The sequence below is a fragment of the Actinopolyspora sabaoui genome, assembly GCF_051225635.1.
In the GTDB taxonomy this organism is placed as follows: Bacteria; Actinomycetota; Actinomycetes; order Mycobacteriales; family Pseudonocardiaceae; genus Actinopolyspora.
This window is the reverse complement of the sequence record NZ_JBMIHH010000006.1, coordinates 25,079-38,216: the sequence shown is the minus strand read 5'-3', so window position 1 is coordinate 38,216 and position 13,138 is coordinate 25,079. Positions and strand designations below refer to the sequence as shown.

At 69.2% G+C, this 13,138-nt stretch carries 14 protein-coding genes; 6 read left to right on the top strand and 8 right to left on the bottom strand.

Going from position 1 to position 13,138, the window contains the following annotated elements:
• Positions 1-232: 232 nt before the first annotated feature.
• Positions 233-1,105, bottom strand: coding sequence for an SDR family oxidoreductase (locus tag ACOQFL_RS12590; RefSeq protein WP_435544682.1), 873 nt, complete (start codon positions 1,103-1,105; stop codon positions 233-235).
• 205 nt (positions 1,106-1,310) lie between these two features.
• Here ACOQFL_RS12590 and ACOQFL_RS12585 point away from each other — a divergent pair, with 205 nt between their 5' ends.
• The gene (locus ACOQFL_RS12585; protein ID WP_435544331.1) at positions 1,311-1,517 is read left to right on the top strand and encodes a hypothetical protein; all 207 of its coding nucleotides are present in this window, start codon (positions 1,311-1,313) and stop codon (positions 1,515-1,517) included.
• A gap of 20 nt (positions 1,518-1,537) precedes the next feature.
• Here ACOQFL_RS12585 and ACOQFL_RS12580 read toward each other — a convergent pair whose 3' ends face one another.
• The gene (locus ACOQFL_RS12580; protein WP_435544330.1) at positions 1,538-2,221 is read right to left on the bottom strand and encodes an HAD family hydrolase; all 684 of its coding nucleotides are present in this window, start codon (positions 2,219-2,221) and stop codon (positions 1,538-1,540) included.
• A gap of 250 nt (positions 2,222-2,471) precedes the next feature.
• Complete coding sequence (locus ACOQFL_RS12575) at positions 2,472-3,104, bottom strand: DUF305 domain-containing protein (RefSeq protein WP_435544329.1); 633 nt, start codon at positions 3,102-3,104, stop codon at positions 2,472-2,474.
• Positions 3,105-3,458: 354 nt separating this feature from the next.
• Here ACOQFL_RS12575 and ACOQFL_RS12570 point away from each other — a divergent pair, with 354 nt between their 5' ends.
• The 5 genes from ACOQFL_RS12570 to ACOQFL_RS12550 all read left to right on the top strand — a co-directional run bounded on the left by ACOQFL_RS12570 (position 3,459) and on the right by ACOQFL_RS12550 (position 8,251).
• A complete protein-coding gene (locus tag ACOQFL_RS12570; protein WP_435544328.1) occupies positions 3,459-3,605 on the top strand; it encodes a hypothetical protein in 147 nt (48 codons plus the stop codon).
• Positions 3,602-5,368 carry an aa3-type cytochrome oxidase subunit I gene (gene ctaD, locus ACOQFL_RS12565; RefSeq protein WP_435544327.1) on the top strand — a complete coding sequence of 589 codons (1,767 nt, stop codon included), beginning with the start codon at positions 3,602-3,604 and terminating at the stop codon, positions 5,366-5,368. The genes ACOQFL_RS12570 and ctaD overlap by 4 nt, the downstream gene beginning before the upstream one ends.
• A 168-nt stretch (positions 5,369-5,536) precedes the next feature.
• On the top strand, positions 5,537-6,772 hold the full coding sequence (gene serB, locus ACOQFL_RS12560) for a phosphoserine phosphatase SerB (RefSeq protein ID WP_435544326.1): 1,236 nt from the start codon (positions 5,537-5,539) through the stop codon (positions 6,770-6,772).
• 1 nt (position 6,773) lies between these two features.
• Positions 6,774-7,433 carry a Pr6Pr family membrane protein gene (locus ACOQFL_RS12555; protein ID WP_435544325.1) on the top strand — a complete coding sequence of 220 codons (660 nt, stop codon included), beginning with the start codon at positions 6,774-6,776 and terminating at the stop codon, positions 7,431-7,433.
• Complete coding sequence (locus tag ACOQFL_RS12550) at positions 7,430-8,251, top strand: aminoacyl-tRNA hydrolase (RefSeq protein WP_435544324.1); 822 nt, start codon at positions 7,430-7,432, stop codon at positions 8,249-8,251. Before ACOQFL_RS12555 ends, ACOQFL_RS12550 begins: the two co-directional genes overlap by 4 nt.
• 90 nt (positions 8,252-8,341) lie before the next feature.
• On the opposite strand, the gene ACOQFL_RS12545 is transcribed toward ACOQFL_RS12550, so the two are convergent.
• Genes ACOQFL_RS12545 through ACOQFL_RS12525 form a run of 5 tightly spaced genes read right to left on the bottom strand, consistent with a single transcriptional unit; the run spans position 8,342 to position 12,896 of the window.
• Complete coding sequence (locus ACOQFL_RS12545) at positions 8,342-9,058, bottom strand: energy-coupling factor transporter transmembrane component T family protein (RefSeq protein WP_435544323.1); 717 nt, start codon at positions 9,056-9,058, stop codon at positions 8,342-8,344.
• Positions 9,055-9,729 carry an energy-coupling factor ABC transporter ATP-binding protein gene (locus ACOQFL_RS12540; protein WP_435544322.1) on the bottom strand — a complete coding sequence of 225 codons (675 nt, stop codon included), beginning with the start codon at positions 9,727-9,729 and terminating at the stop codon, positions 9,055-9,057. The genes ACOQFL_RS12545 and ACOQFL_RS12540 overlap by 4 nt, the downstream gene beginning before the upstream one ends.
• Positions 9,730-9,769: 40 nt before the next feature.
• Positions 9,770-10,912 carry a thiolase family protein gene (locus tag ACOQFL_RS12535; RefSeq protein ID WP_435544321.1) on the bottom strand — a complete coding sequence of 381 codons (1,143 nt, stop codon included), beginning with the start codon at positions 10,910-10,912 and terminating at the stop codon, positions 9,770-9,772.
• Positions 10,909-12,360, bottom strand: coding sequence for a class I adenylate-forming enzyme family protein (locus ACOQFL_RS12530; RefSeq protein ID WP_435544320.1), 1,452 nt, complete (start codon positions 12,358-12,360; stop codon positions 10,909-10,911). Before ACOQFL_RS12530 ends, ACOQFL_RS12535 begins: the two co-directional genes overlap by 4 nt.
• Positions 12,357-12,896, bottom strand: a complete 540-nt coding sequence (locus tag ACOQFL_RS12525; RefSeq protein WP_503169960.1) for a biotin transporter BioY — start codon at positions 12,894-12,896, stop codon at positions 12,357-12,359. Before ACOQFL_RS12525 ends, ACOQFL_RS12530 begins: the two co-directional genes overlap by 4 nt.
• Positions 12,897-13,138: the final 242 nt, after the last annotated feature.

Below are 13,138 nucleotides of genomic sequence, written 5' to 3'. Positions count from 1 at the left end.
ACGCGCCTTCGGCGCTCCCGGTGTCAATTTCTCGCGAAATCGCCGGGCCGCTTCGGCGCAAGGCGAACTCCCACCACCCTCGTAGCCGGCACCGCTGCGGGTTCTCCGGCGAGTGCCTCGCGAGGACGGCCCCGACGTTGTGTAGGTCGCTACCCGATGTCGGGGCACCCGCAGCGAGGCGCCGCCGGAGGTTCCGCCACGAAACCGGCTACGAAAGCCGCACCGCGAGTTCTCATTTCCGCTGGAGTTTGTCGTTGCGGGCACTGAAACCCCGCCCCAGCTCGGCCACCTCGGCCTCCATTCGCGGCATCAGCTTCCGTACGGTCGGCCGCATCAGCCGTTCCACCAGCCGCGAGGCGGGCAGGTTCCGCAACCAGTGCATCAGCATGACCGACCTGGGAACGTAGACGCGCCTGGCTCGGCGCTCCATTCCCGCCACGAATGCCCGGGAACAGTCGACCACGTTGGTGGTCGAGTGCATCGGCCAGGGAAGTTTCGCCCGCATCGCGCGGAAACTGGGCAGATCAGCCGAGACGTCGCGAACCAGGTCCGTGTCCACCCAGGAGGGATGCGCGCTTCCCACGGCCACCCCCAGGTGGCCGACCTCGGAGCTCAGGGCACTGGCCAGCGCCTCGGAACCGGCCTTGCTCGCGGTGTAGGCGGCCATGCCGCCGATCGGGGCGAACGCCGACAGCGAGGAGACCACCAGCAGGTAACCCCGTCGTTCCACCAGGTGGGGTAGGGCAGCACGAGCGGTGTGGAACACCCCGTTGAGATTCACATCCACCGTCTTGGTGAACGTCCGTGGGTCGTGGTCGCGCACGGTCCCGTAGGGAGCCACGCCCGCGTTGGCCATGACCACGTCGAGGCCGCCCAGTTGGCGTGCGCTCTCGTCGATCGCCGCCTTGATCGACTCGGGGTCGGTGACGTCGGCCTCGAACCACGGGTGGCCGGTGCCGAGCTCTGCGGCCACCGAAGCCAGCTCGTCGGGTTCCAGCCCGATCAGGGCCACTCGCGCCCCCTTGCGGACCAGATCCCGGGCGGTCTGGGCACCGATGCCACGTGCGGCACCAGTGATGGCGACTACTTTGCCCGACATCGACATGGGCATGGGGCCTCCCTGCTCTCGAACCGGCCTGCTGGTCGTGGGTCACAAGCCCACGCCTGGGTTACCCATAGTAGGTTACTCGTTCGTAAAGTAAAGGGGGACGAGTTCGCGAGATCACATTCACCGTGACCGATCGTTGACTCCCACGGCCACGAATCACCCGAGAAACCAACAATCGCCCCCTCGCTTCCGGAGGTCCTCGTTGCGCGCTTCACTTTCGTTGCTCGTGGGAACGCTGCTGCTCGCGCTCGGTGTGATCTGGACGCTGCAGGGCGTGGGAGTGCCCGGTGGCAGCCCGATGACCGGGGTGACCCTGTGGGCCGTGCTCGGGCCGATCGCCGCGCTCATCGGATTGGCCTCGCTCGTGCTAGGTGGCGTCCGGATACGGCGAGGAAAACGGACCGGATGAACGAGGGGGAGTCGGCTCCGCTAGAAGTGCTCGTTGAGACGGGAGAACGGATCGACCGTGTGGAAGCCGGGGTGCTGTTCCGGCAGCTCACGCATTTCCAGTCCCCAGGTCATGGGGTGCGGCACCAGTACGGCGTTCAACCCCGCGTGCAGCGCGGGCCAGACGTCCGAACGGGGGGAGTTGCCGATCATCCAGCTCCGCGAGGCATCCAAGCCGCGCTCGGTGACGAACCGTTCGTAGGTGCCGGTGTTCTTCTCCGGCACCACCATGGTCTCGGAGAACAGCCCGCCCAGCCCGGAAGCCTTGATCTTGCCGGTCTGTTCCTCGGCCTCGCCCTTGGTGAGCAGGTAGAGGTCGTGCCGTAGGGACAGTTCCCGCAGGGTCTCCTCGACACCGTCGATCAGTTCGACCCGCTGTTCCCGGATCGGCGCGCAGGCCCTGCGCAGCTCGGCGTGGTCGGCTTCGGAGGCCTCCTCCTCGCGCAGGTGCCGCAGGCAGTCCAGCAGGCTGCGCTCGAAACCGGCCACGCCGTAACCGTGGATACGGCAGTTGATCCGTTCGATCTCGTCCAGCCGCTCCCGCACCTGCTCCCGTGAGAGCTCGGGGTGCGCCAGGTGGTCGATGAACGCTTCCACCGCGCGTTCGAACAGCACGTTGTTCTCCCACAACGTGTCGTCAGCGTCGAAGATCAGGTTCTCGGCCAACGTTGTCCTCCGTGTGACGACGGTGAACCGGTCCGTGCTCCTCGGTCCGGTTTCGACTCGTACCGGAGGCTAACGTCTGGTACGGCCGTACCAGTACCGCCACGTGCAGCAGCGCGATCAGTGGGAGACCCGCGACGCTCCGCGAGGGCTCGGCCGCCTTGGGGGGCATCGGCCCGGTGACCGGGCGGGCCCCGGGCGTGGGAGCCGCACGGTCACCGGGCCGCTGGAAGGGTGGGTGAGCCGATTCGGATCAGAGGTTCTGTTGCAGCTGCCGCAGCTCGTCGAGCTCGGTGGTGCGCGAGTCCCTGATCTCCGTGGCGATCGACTTCATCTCCGCGTTCGAGCCCTCCTCGAGCTCGGTGCGGGTCATCTCGATCACGGCTTCGTGGTGGTCGATCATCGACTGGAGCCACAGCGAGTCGAACCGGGCCTGCTGGGCCTCCTCCAGCTTGGGGAGCTCACTGGCGACCTCGCTTCCCGGCATCTGCGTGTCCTCGCCGGTGCCGACGTCCTCGGGCGTGACTTCGCTCTCGCCGCGCTCCCGCAGCCAGGCCCTGATCTCCTCGATCTGCGGACCGTGTTCCTGTTCGAGCTGCTCGGCGAACTCCACGACCCGTTCGTCGGGGGCGTTCTTGATCGCCACCTCCAGCAGCTGCGTCTCCGTCTCGTGATGGGTGACCATCTGCTGGGCGAACTCCAGGTCGGTGTTGACCTGCGCCGTCTCGTCGCCGTTGCCGGAGTCCTCGGCGGGCATGATCGCGCTCGGTGGCGGCGGTGTGCCCGCGCCCGGCTTCATGTCGCTCGGATCTTCGTAGTTCGGCGAGCAGCCGGTCAGTGCCAGGACCGCGGCCCCAAGGACGCCGATGATCGTGCTCTTGCGCACCGTTTCCTCGCCTCCGGAAATACCGATCCTTCCCCGGGCGGGCCGGTGCTGGGCACGACCGACACGCCTGCGGAGCCTTCAACCCGCTGGGTCCAGCGGACCGCCTGCCGAACAGGCGACCACGTGCCAGCTTAAGGGGTGCCTTCAGGGTGATCCGTACAGGTGGTCCCCGCCGGGTGCTGCGCTCCGCCGGAGGCTTCCCCGTCGGAGGCCTCCCGCGGGCGCGTGCGCCGCTCCGGCGGTCATTCGTCGCTGTCGCGTGGATCTCATCCTCGGTGTCCTCGGCGAAGGGGATGAATAGAGTGACTACAGCCCGGACGTAGCGGAGTTGAGCGCCGGGACTAATATCCGCAGATGGCAGTCATCGAATCGATCATCGGGGAGCGAGTCGAACCGACATCGGTTGCGACGCTGTCATCAGGGTTAGCCGGCCCGGACGGGCCGGGCGGTCCCGTGGTCGGGGCCGACAACGTCTTCGAGGCAGTGCAGGAGGCACCGTGACGGCCGTCGCGCCAGAGCCGATCACTTCGCGCCCCTATCCGGTGCGCAACACGTCCAAGGGATCCACACTGCTGGGACTGCTGCGTACCACCGATCCCAAGCAGATCGGCATCCTCTATCTGACCACCTCGATGGGATTCTTCCTGGTCGGTGGGCTGATGGCCATGCTGATCCGTGGGGAGCTCGCGGTCCCGGGGATGCAGTTCGTGTCGCAGGAGCAGTACAACCAGCTGTTCACCATGCACGGCACGATCATGCTGCTGTTGTACGCCACCCCGATCCTGTTCGGGTTCGCCAACTACATCCTGCCGCTGCAGATCGGTGCGCCGGATGTGGCCTTCCCCAGGCTGAACTCGTTCTCCTACTGGCTCTACCTGTTCGGCGGGTTGACCGTGATCAGCGGTTTCCTCGCGCCGGGCGGTGCCGCCGACTTCGGGTGGTTCGCCTACACCCCGTTGTCCGACGCCGTGCACTCCCCCGGTATCGGTGCCGACCTGTGGATCACCGGCCTGCTCGTCTCCGGCCTGGGGACGATCCTCGGTGGCGTCAACATGGTGACCTCGGTGGTCTGCATGCGCGCGCCCGGCATGACCATGTGGCGGATGCCGATCTTCACGTGGAACATCCTGGTCACCAGCGTGCTGATCCTGATGGCGTTCCCGATCCTGACCGCCGCGCTGTTCGGCCTGCTGGCCGACCGGCACCTCGGCGCCCACGTGTTCGACCCGGCCAACGGCGGGGTGATCCTCTGGCAGCACCTCTTCTGGTTCTTCGGCCACCCCGAGGTCTACATCGTCGCGCTGCCCTTCTTCGGCATCGTCACCGAGATCTTCCCGGTGTTCTCCCGCAAGCCGCTGTTCGGCTACACCGGCCTGATCTACGCGACGCTGGGTATCGCCGCGCTCTCGGTGGTCGTCTGGGCCCACCACATGTACGCGACCGGCGCGGTGCTGCTGCCGTTCTTCGCCTTCACCACGTTCCTGATCGCGGTGCCCACCGGGATGAAGTTCTTCAACTGGATCGGCACCATGTGGCGCGGGCAGATCACCTTCGAGACACCGATGATCTTCTCGATCGGCTTCCTGGTGACCTTCCTGTTCGGCGGGCTGACCGGTGTGCTGCTGGCCGCACCGCCGATCGACTTCCACGTCTCGGACACCTACTTCGTGGTCGCGCACTTCCACTACGTGCTCTACGGCACGATCGTGTTCGCCACGTTCGCGGGCATCTACTTCTGGTTCCCCAAGATGACCGGCCGGATGATGGACGAGCGGCTGGGCAAGGTGCACTTCTGGCTGACCTTCATCGGCTTCCACGCCACGTTCCTGGTGCAGCACTGGCTGGGTAACGAGGGGATGCCCAGGCGCTACGCCGACTACCTGCCCACCGACGGGTTCACCACGCTCAACACCATCTCCACGGCGGGCGCGTTCCTGCTGGGAGCCTCGATGCTGCCGTTCCTGTGGAACGTGTTCAAGAGCTACCGCTACGGCGAACTCGCCAACGTCGACGACCCGTGGGGCTACGGGAACTCGCTGGAGTGGGCGACCTCCTGCCCGCCGCCGCGGCACAACTTCACCGAGCTGCCCCGGATCCGTTCCGAGCGTCCCGCCTTCGAGCTGCACTACCCGCACATGGCCGAGCGGATGCGGGTGGAGAGCCACGTGGGTCTCTCCGGCAAGCCGCTGGCCCACGCCGGTGCCTCCGGTGAATCGGGGCACGGGGGCGACTCGGGCGAGGCCCGCAAGCTCGACGAAAAGTGATATTCGACCTAACGACACCCGGTGCGGGTGTGGCACGGTAATCCCGCTCGACGGGGAGCCCCGGCCGGTCGGCCTACCGATCGGTCCGGGGCTCTTGTTGTTCGGAACGGGTTTCCGAACCCCGTAGGGTGGTTCCCGGAGTCGAATATCGAGGGAGTGCCGTCAGTCGTGACCACGTCAAATCCCACCACCGTGCTGATGACCGTGACAGGCCGCGACAAGCCCGGGGTCACCTCGGTGTTGTTCGCCGCGCTGACCAGGCACGGAGTGGATGTGCTCGATGTCGAGCAGGTCGTGATCCGCGGGCGACTGGTTCTCGGTGTGCTCGTGGCGACCGAACACGACCCCGAGCAGTTGCAGGAATCCGTCGAACAGGCCATGGCCACCGTCGGCATGACCGTCGAGGTCGAGATCGACGCCGAGGACGGGGAGGCCGACAAGCTCGGCTCCACCCACGTCGTCACCGTGCTCGGCCAGCCGGTCTCGGCACGCAGCTTCTCCGAGGTGGCCCGCAAGCTCGCCGAGGTCGACGTCAACATCGATTCCATCCAGCGGGTGGCCGACTATCCGGTGACCGGGCTGCAGCTGCACGTCACCGCCGCCGAGACCGGTGAACACACCGACGAGATGCTCACCTCCGAGATGACCGACCTCTCCGCGGGGATCGGTGTGGACGTCGCGGTGGAACGCACCGGGCTGGCCCGCCGCGCCAAGCGACTCGTGGTCTTCGATGTGGATTCCACGCTGGTGCAGGGTGAGGTCATCGAGATGCTCGCCGCCAAGGCAGGCCGCGAGGAGGAGGTACGCAGGGTCACCGAGCAGGCCATGCGCGGCGAGGTGGACTTCTCCGAGTCGCTGCGCCGCCGGGTGGCGGTGCTGGAGGGGCTGCCCGCCTCGGTGCTCGATGAGGTCGGCAAGGAACTGCAACTGACCCCCGGGGCCCGCACCACCGTGCGCACCCTGCGGCGGCTCGGCTACCACACCGGAGTCGTCTCCGGCGGTTTCACCAGGATCATCGACCACTTGGTCGACGATCTGGGGCTGGACTTCAGTGCTGCCAACGACCTGGAAGTGGTGGACGGTAAACTCACCGGACGTGTCGTCGGCGAAATCGTCGACCGGGGCGGCAAGGCCAGCGCGCTGAAGCGATTCGCGGAGTCCTACGACGTTCCGCTGTCGCAGTGCGTGGCGGTCGGGGACGGCGCCAACGACATGGACATGCTCGCCACGGCGGGGCTGGGCGTGGCGTTCAACGCCAAGCCCGCGCTGCGGGAGGTCGCCGACACCGCGTTGTCGCACCCGTTCCTCGACGCCGTGCTGTTCGTGCTCGGCGTCACCAGGGCCGAGGTCGAGGCCGCCGATGCCGAGGACGGATTCGTCGCGCGGGTTCCGTTGGAAACGTGAGGTGTACGACTCGATGCTGTCCAGCCGGGCGTGGCCCGTGCGGCTGCTGCGGATTCTGCTCGGCGCGCTGGCGGTGATCGCCGTCGGCAGACAGTTCGTCGCGGACCTGGCGCTGCCGGACTTCTCGCCGGTGAACTTCTTCAGCTACTTCACGATCCTCAGCAACATCGCCGCGGGCACACTGCTGATTCGCCTCGGGGTGGCTCCCGGCCGCGACGACCGCGCCGTTCTCGAGTGGTTACGCGGGGGCATGACCGTCTACATGGCCACGACGGGAACCGTCTTCGCGTTGCTGCTCGACGGCGGCGACTCGCTGCCCTGGGTGAACACGGTTATGCACCACGTCATGCCGGTGGTGATGTTCGTGGACTGGCTGCTGGTCCGGCCCCGCGCGCGGATCCGCTACGCGAGCGCGTTCGCCTGGCTGAGCGTTCCACTGGTCTACGTCGTCTACGCGCTGGTGCGCGGTGCGGTCACGGGATGGTTCCCCTATCCCTTCCTGCGCCCCGGCACGGCCGGAGGCGTCGACGGAGTCGCGCTGTACCTGGTGGTCATGACGCTCTGCATCGCCCTCGCCGCGATGCTGGTCGCCTGGCTGGGCAACATTCGGGTGCGGGAGCGGGAGCCGGTCGAACTCCTGGAGGGACAATCCGTTCCGTGAGTGAGTACGCCGCGGTGCTTCGGCCGTTGACCGACCGCTACGCCTCCTGGCTGTCGCTGCCCGCTCGTTCCACGGCCGACACCTCCGAGGAGGATCCCGACAACGTCGTGCTGATGCCGGTGGTGCTGCGCATCGAGCGCGACACGCCCCCCGCTCGCACCGCGCTGCTCGAGGCCTCGGCCGCGGCCGCCGTGGCGGTGTGCCTCGATCAGCGCAGCGAACCGGGCGGCCCGTGGCACGAGGCCGTCTCCGGCTGGGTCGACGGGCGGATTCGCAAGGTCACCCGCCGCGCCCGCGGTTCCCACTGGCGAGCCGTGGCGGAACTACCCGGCATCACGGTGGACGTCGCCGGAGCCGAGGCACGTGCGCTGTTGCCCGCCCGGGTGGCCGACATGCCGCGGGAACTGACCCGGTTGCAGATCTCCGGCAGCGACCTCCCCACCGACGATCCGGGACCCACACCCGCCGATACACCCGTGCTGTGGCTGAACCCGCACGTCGGCATGACGGCGGGGAAGGCGGCCGCACAGGTCGGCCACGCCACCATGATCCTCGCCGCGTTGCTGCACGGGGACGCGGACCGGACCGATGCCGTCGGCGAGCACGCCGCGAGCGAACTGCTCCGCTGGCACGAAGCCGGTTTCAACTGCGCCGTCCGCACCCCGGACACCGACACCTGGCGGAGGCTGTTGCCCGGCGACGACCCCGCCGCGGCTTGGCGTGACCGTGGGGTGGCCGCCGTACGGGACGCCGGATTCACCGAGATCGATCCGGGAACCGTGACCGTGCTGGCCCAGTGGCCCCGAGCGGCCCAGTAGGCCCCGAGCGGCCCTGCGCTCGAGCTGAGAGCTCCCGGAACGCGCGTGCGACAGGGGCCCACCGAGCGGGCCGGGCCTACGGGGGCGGGACTACTCGTGCCGTGAGACGTCGGCGCGTTCCGCGTCCCCGTCGGAACGTGCCTCCGCGGAACGCTCGTCGCTGGTGTCGACCTCCTGCTGCTCCGCGTCCCGCGCTCCGGACTCGTCACCGACCCCGCGTGCCGCCAGCGCCTCGCCGAGCTCGTCGGCGTGCCGCAGCGTGCGGATCAGGAAGGGGACGGCGAACGCCGCGACCGAGCGACTCGCGTCGCGTGCCCGCTGGGCCTCACGGGTCTGCTGCGCGAGCACCGACAGTGCGCTCACCGCCTGGATGGTCAGTCCCACCAGCAGCCCCAGCAGCTCCGGGCGCACTCCCACCCGGCGAAGCGGCGAGGCGCCGCGCTCGATCGCGGCCACCAGGTCGTCGACCCTGGTGGTGAGCGTGAACAGGTTGGCCGCCCCGATGGCCGCCAGCAGCCGCAGGCACACCACCACCGCGCTCTCCACCCCCAGCAGCCACCACTGCAACGCGAAAACGAGCCCCAGCAGCACCAGCACCGTTCGCATGGTGCGCAGCACCAGCCCGGGACGGAGCCGTGCCACGGCGAACCCGGCGCAGACCACCCCGGCGAACACACCGAGCTGCCACGGGCGGTCGAACACCACCACCAGCGCCGCGAACACCAGCAATCCGAGGAACTTCCAGCCCGCGGGCAACCGGTGCAGCGAGCTCCGTCCGGGCTGGTAAAGGCCGATCACATGGCTCATGCCACCAGCTCCCGGTAGTACCGCAGCGCGGCCCGGGGCTCGTCGTCGGCGACCACACGTCCGCCGTCGAGTACCACGACCCGGTCGAAATCCTCCAGCAGGTCAAGATCGTGGGTCACCAGCACGATCTGCTGCTCGAGCCCGCGCAGCCGTTCGGCGAACCGCCGTTTGTTGCGCAGGTCCAGCAGCGTGGTGGGTTCGTCACAGACCAGCACGTCGGGCTCCAGGACCAGCATCGCGCACAGCGCGAGCAGTTGCTTCTGCCCACCGGAGAGCTGCTGTGCCGGATGGTCGGCATAACCGGCCAGACCGTGCTCGGCCAGCGCCTCGGCGGCCCTGCGCTCCCGCTCCGGCTTGGAGAGCCCCTTCTTGCGCAGCGAGAAGGCCACGTCCTCACCAGCCGTGGGCATGACTATCTGCGAATCCGGGTTGGTGAACACGAACCCCACCCGGTTGCGTACGCGCTTGCCCGCTTTCGCGGGATCCGCCCCGTCCACCAGTACCCGGCCGCTGCTCGGCAGCACCAGTCCGTTGATCATCCGGGCGAGGGTGGACTTGCCGGAGCCGTTGGCCCCCACGAAGGCCACCCTGCGCTCGTCCAGCCGTAACCGGACGTCGTCGAGCACCGTGTGCTCGCCGTAGGAGTGACCCACCCCGTCGAACTCGATCAACCGTTCCTCCGCATCCCCGGACCGCCCCGCGATCCGCTACTCAACGAACCAGTTCCCACATCGTGGCGATCCCCAGGCCGCCACCGGAGGACAACGCGGCCATACCCACCGATTCTCCGTGTTGCCGCATCCGGTGGAACAGCCGCACCAGCAGCACCGCCCCGGAGGCGGCCCAGGGATGCCCGAGCGCGATCACACCGCCCTCCGGACTCACCAGCCGCTCGTCCAGCCCCACGGCGTCCAGGCAGGCCAGCACCTGACCCGCGAACGCCTCGGTGAACTCCACCACCTCCGGGCGGTGCCGCTGCCGCCGCAACACGGCGCGCATCGCGGGAACCGCCGCGGTGCCCAGGCGGTTCGGATCGGCGCCCACGATCTCCGCGTCCAGCAACCGCAGCCCCGGCAGCCCGCGCTCCCGCCGCAGGCGCTCACTGGTCACCGCCACCATCGCGGCTCCGTCGGCGATGCCGCAGGAGTTCGCGGCCGTAACAGTGCCGTCGGCGGTGAAGGCGGGTGGGAAGCGGGCCAGTCGTCCGACGTCGAACCCGGCACGCGGTCGTTCGTCGTGCCGCACGCCGTTCACCCCGACCAGCTCGGCGTCGAACCGCCCGGCTTCGCGCGCCGCCGAGGCACGCCGGTGGCTGCGCGCGGCGAACTCGTCCTGCCGCTGCCGTGTTATACCCGCCTCGGCTGCCACCAGATCGGCCGCGGGCCCCATCTCGGGATCGCCGACCTCCGGCGGCGCGAACGGCGCCCGGCTGTAGAACCGGGGCGGTTCGGTGGCGTCGCGCGGCCGCCAGGCACGCCAGGGTGCGGTCGAGGCGCTCTCCGCGCCGCCCGCCAGGTAGTGCTCTCCGACTCCGGCGGAAACCAGCCGAGCCGCGGTCACGATCGTGCTCAACCCGGAGGCGCACTGCCGATCCACCGTCATCCCGGGGGTCTCCGGACCGAGACCGGCGCGCAGCGCGGCCACACGAGCCGGGTTGCCGCCGGGCCCGCGGGTGTTTCCCAGCAGCACCTCGTCGGCCCGCTCGAACCCGGCGTCGTCGAACACCGCCGAGGTGGTCGCTCCCGCCAGTCGGTCGAGTTCGACATCGCGCAGTGAGCCACCAGCGGTGCCGATCGGGCTGCGGCGAGCGGCGACCACCACCGGTGTCAGCGGGCCGGGAGTATCCGTGCTCATCCAACTATCTCCGGGCCCGGCTCTCCGGTGGCCAACCACTCGCGCACCGTGCCGCGCGCGGGTTTTCCGTTGGGAGTGCGCGGCAGTTCGACCACCGAGAGCCAGCGCCGGGGCCGCTGCGCGCTGCCGAGTGAGTCCCGCGCCAGTCGGCGCAGCCGCGCCAGATCGACGCCGTGCTCGGACTCGGGTTCGAGCACGGCGGTGACCAGCGCACCGAATCGGGGATGCGGGGTGGGAGCCACCACCACGTCGAACACACCCGGTGCGGTGCGCAGCACGTTCTCCACTTCCTCGGCGGCGACGAGCCTGCCGCCGGTTTCGATCGTCGCCGAACCCCTGCCAAACACCCGGAAACCGACCTGGTGCGAGCCCGTCGCGAGATCACCCACGCTGTGGAAACCCGGTTCCACAGCTCGCAGCACGCCCGATTCCAGGTAGCCGCTGAAGCTCAACGGGGAGCGCACCCACAGTGTGCCGGGCTCGGGACTGTCGCTCGTGGTCCAGGTCGGCTCGTCGATCCGGACATCGACGTGCTCGGCCGGGTGCAGTAGTTCGTCCGCGCCGCGCAGCGCCACCACGGAGTGCTCGGCCGAGCCGTAGTACTCCACGAGCTCGCAGTCGGGCAGCAGCTTGCCCAGCCGTTGCCGGAGTCCCTCGTCGGGCTCCGCCCCGCCGCAAACGAACCTCCGCACCCGGCACGCGGCCAGCAGCCGCGGCTCGCGTTCCAGCACCGCCAGCAGCGCGGCCAGCATCGAGGGCACCAGGTGCACGGCGGTGGCCCTGGTGCAGGCTTCGGCGGCCTCTTCGACCGACCAGCGTCGCAGCAGCTCCACCTCACAGCCGAGGTGCATCGCGTGCAGCGCGCCGAACAGGAACAGCGAGGAACTCGGCGGGCCGGGGATCAGCACCGTGTCCCGTGCGGTGACCCCCGCGTCGAAGGCCTCGAAGCTGTACCACCAGGAACGCCGGGTGCGGGCCAGCACCCGCGGGCGGCCGGTGCTGCCCGAGGTGGTGGGCAGGTAGAACAGGCTCGCGCCGTCACGGTCCGGCAGGAGCGGATCGGCCGCCTCGTGGCGGAGGGGCCCGCTCGCGAACACGTCCGGTGCGGCCTCGCGCAGCACACGGCCCCGTTCGATGTCGCTCCACTCCGGCACCGCCAGGAGGGTGGCCGCTCCCAACAGATCGGCGCCCAGCAGCCGGATCAGTCCGACCGTCGGATCCCGCTCGGCCTCGACGAACACGCGGCTGTTCGGCCCGGCACCTGCCGCCGCCAGTTCGGAGGCCGCGGTGTGGGCCCGGTGCACCAGTTCCGCTCCCGTGAGCTCGCCGTCCGGGGAACGAACGGTGCGCGGTGTGCCACCCGCCAGGATCGGCGGCAGGGCCGGGGCGGAACTCGACTTCGAGCTGTCGGGGCCGTGCGGTGGCAGGGAGGCTATCGGGGACGTCATCGGGCCGCGCGCTCCCGGCTCGGTGTGGCGTTCGGGAACGCGCGGTGTACCGCGACGGCCACCAGCGAAACCAGCACGACCTTGGCGAGATCACCCGGCACGTAACCGATCATGGCGATTCCGGCCACGCGGAAGTCGCCCATGACCGCACCCATGACCGGCAGACCGACCAGGTAATCCACGGCGATGCCCGCCAGGTTGGCCAGCAGTAGCACCGGCAGGGTGGGTTTGCGCGCGAGGAACACGATCAACCCCACCACGAGCGCCGAGAGGATCCAGCCGAGCAGGAAGCCCGCGCTCTGGCCGAAGAAGGGGGCGATTCCGCCGCGTCCACCGGACAGCAGCGGCAGTCCGAGTGCCACCAGCGCCAGGAAGAGCGCCACCGATGCGGTGCCGCGGCGAGGGCCCAACAGGCTGCCGCACAGCAACGGCCCCATGTTCTGCAGCACGATCGGCACGGCCGATCCCGCCAGGTAGATACCCGGGAAGATGCCCAGCACGGCGGTGAACGCGGCGAACACCACGATCCGGGCCAGATCGGCCGCGGGTTGGCTGCGTTGTTCGGAGCGGGGGCTCGGGGAGGCGGACCGTGAGGGGGCGGAGTCGGACACGCTGCGCTCCTGTGCGAACGATGAGAACGGCTCACCCGAACCGGGGCGGTGGGCCCTGTCCTGATGAGGCTTCCGCCGATCGGCCGACGGAAGCGGCGCAAACCTAACCGGCTCCGGCCCGATTACAGAAAAGATCGCCTCGCGTTGTGGGGTTCCCACAACCGGGG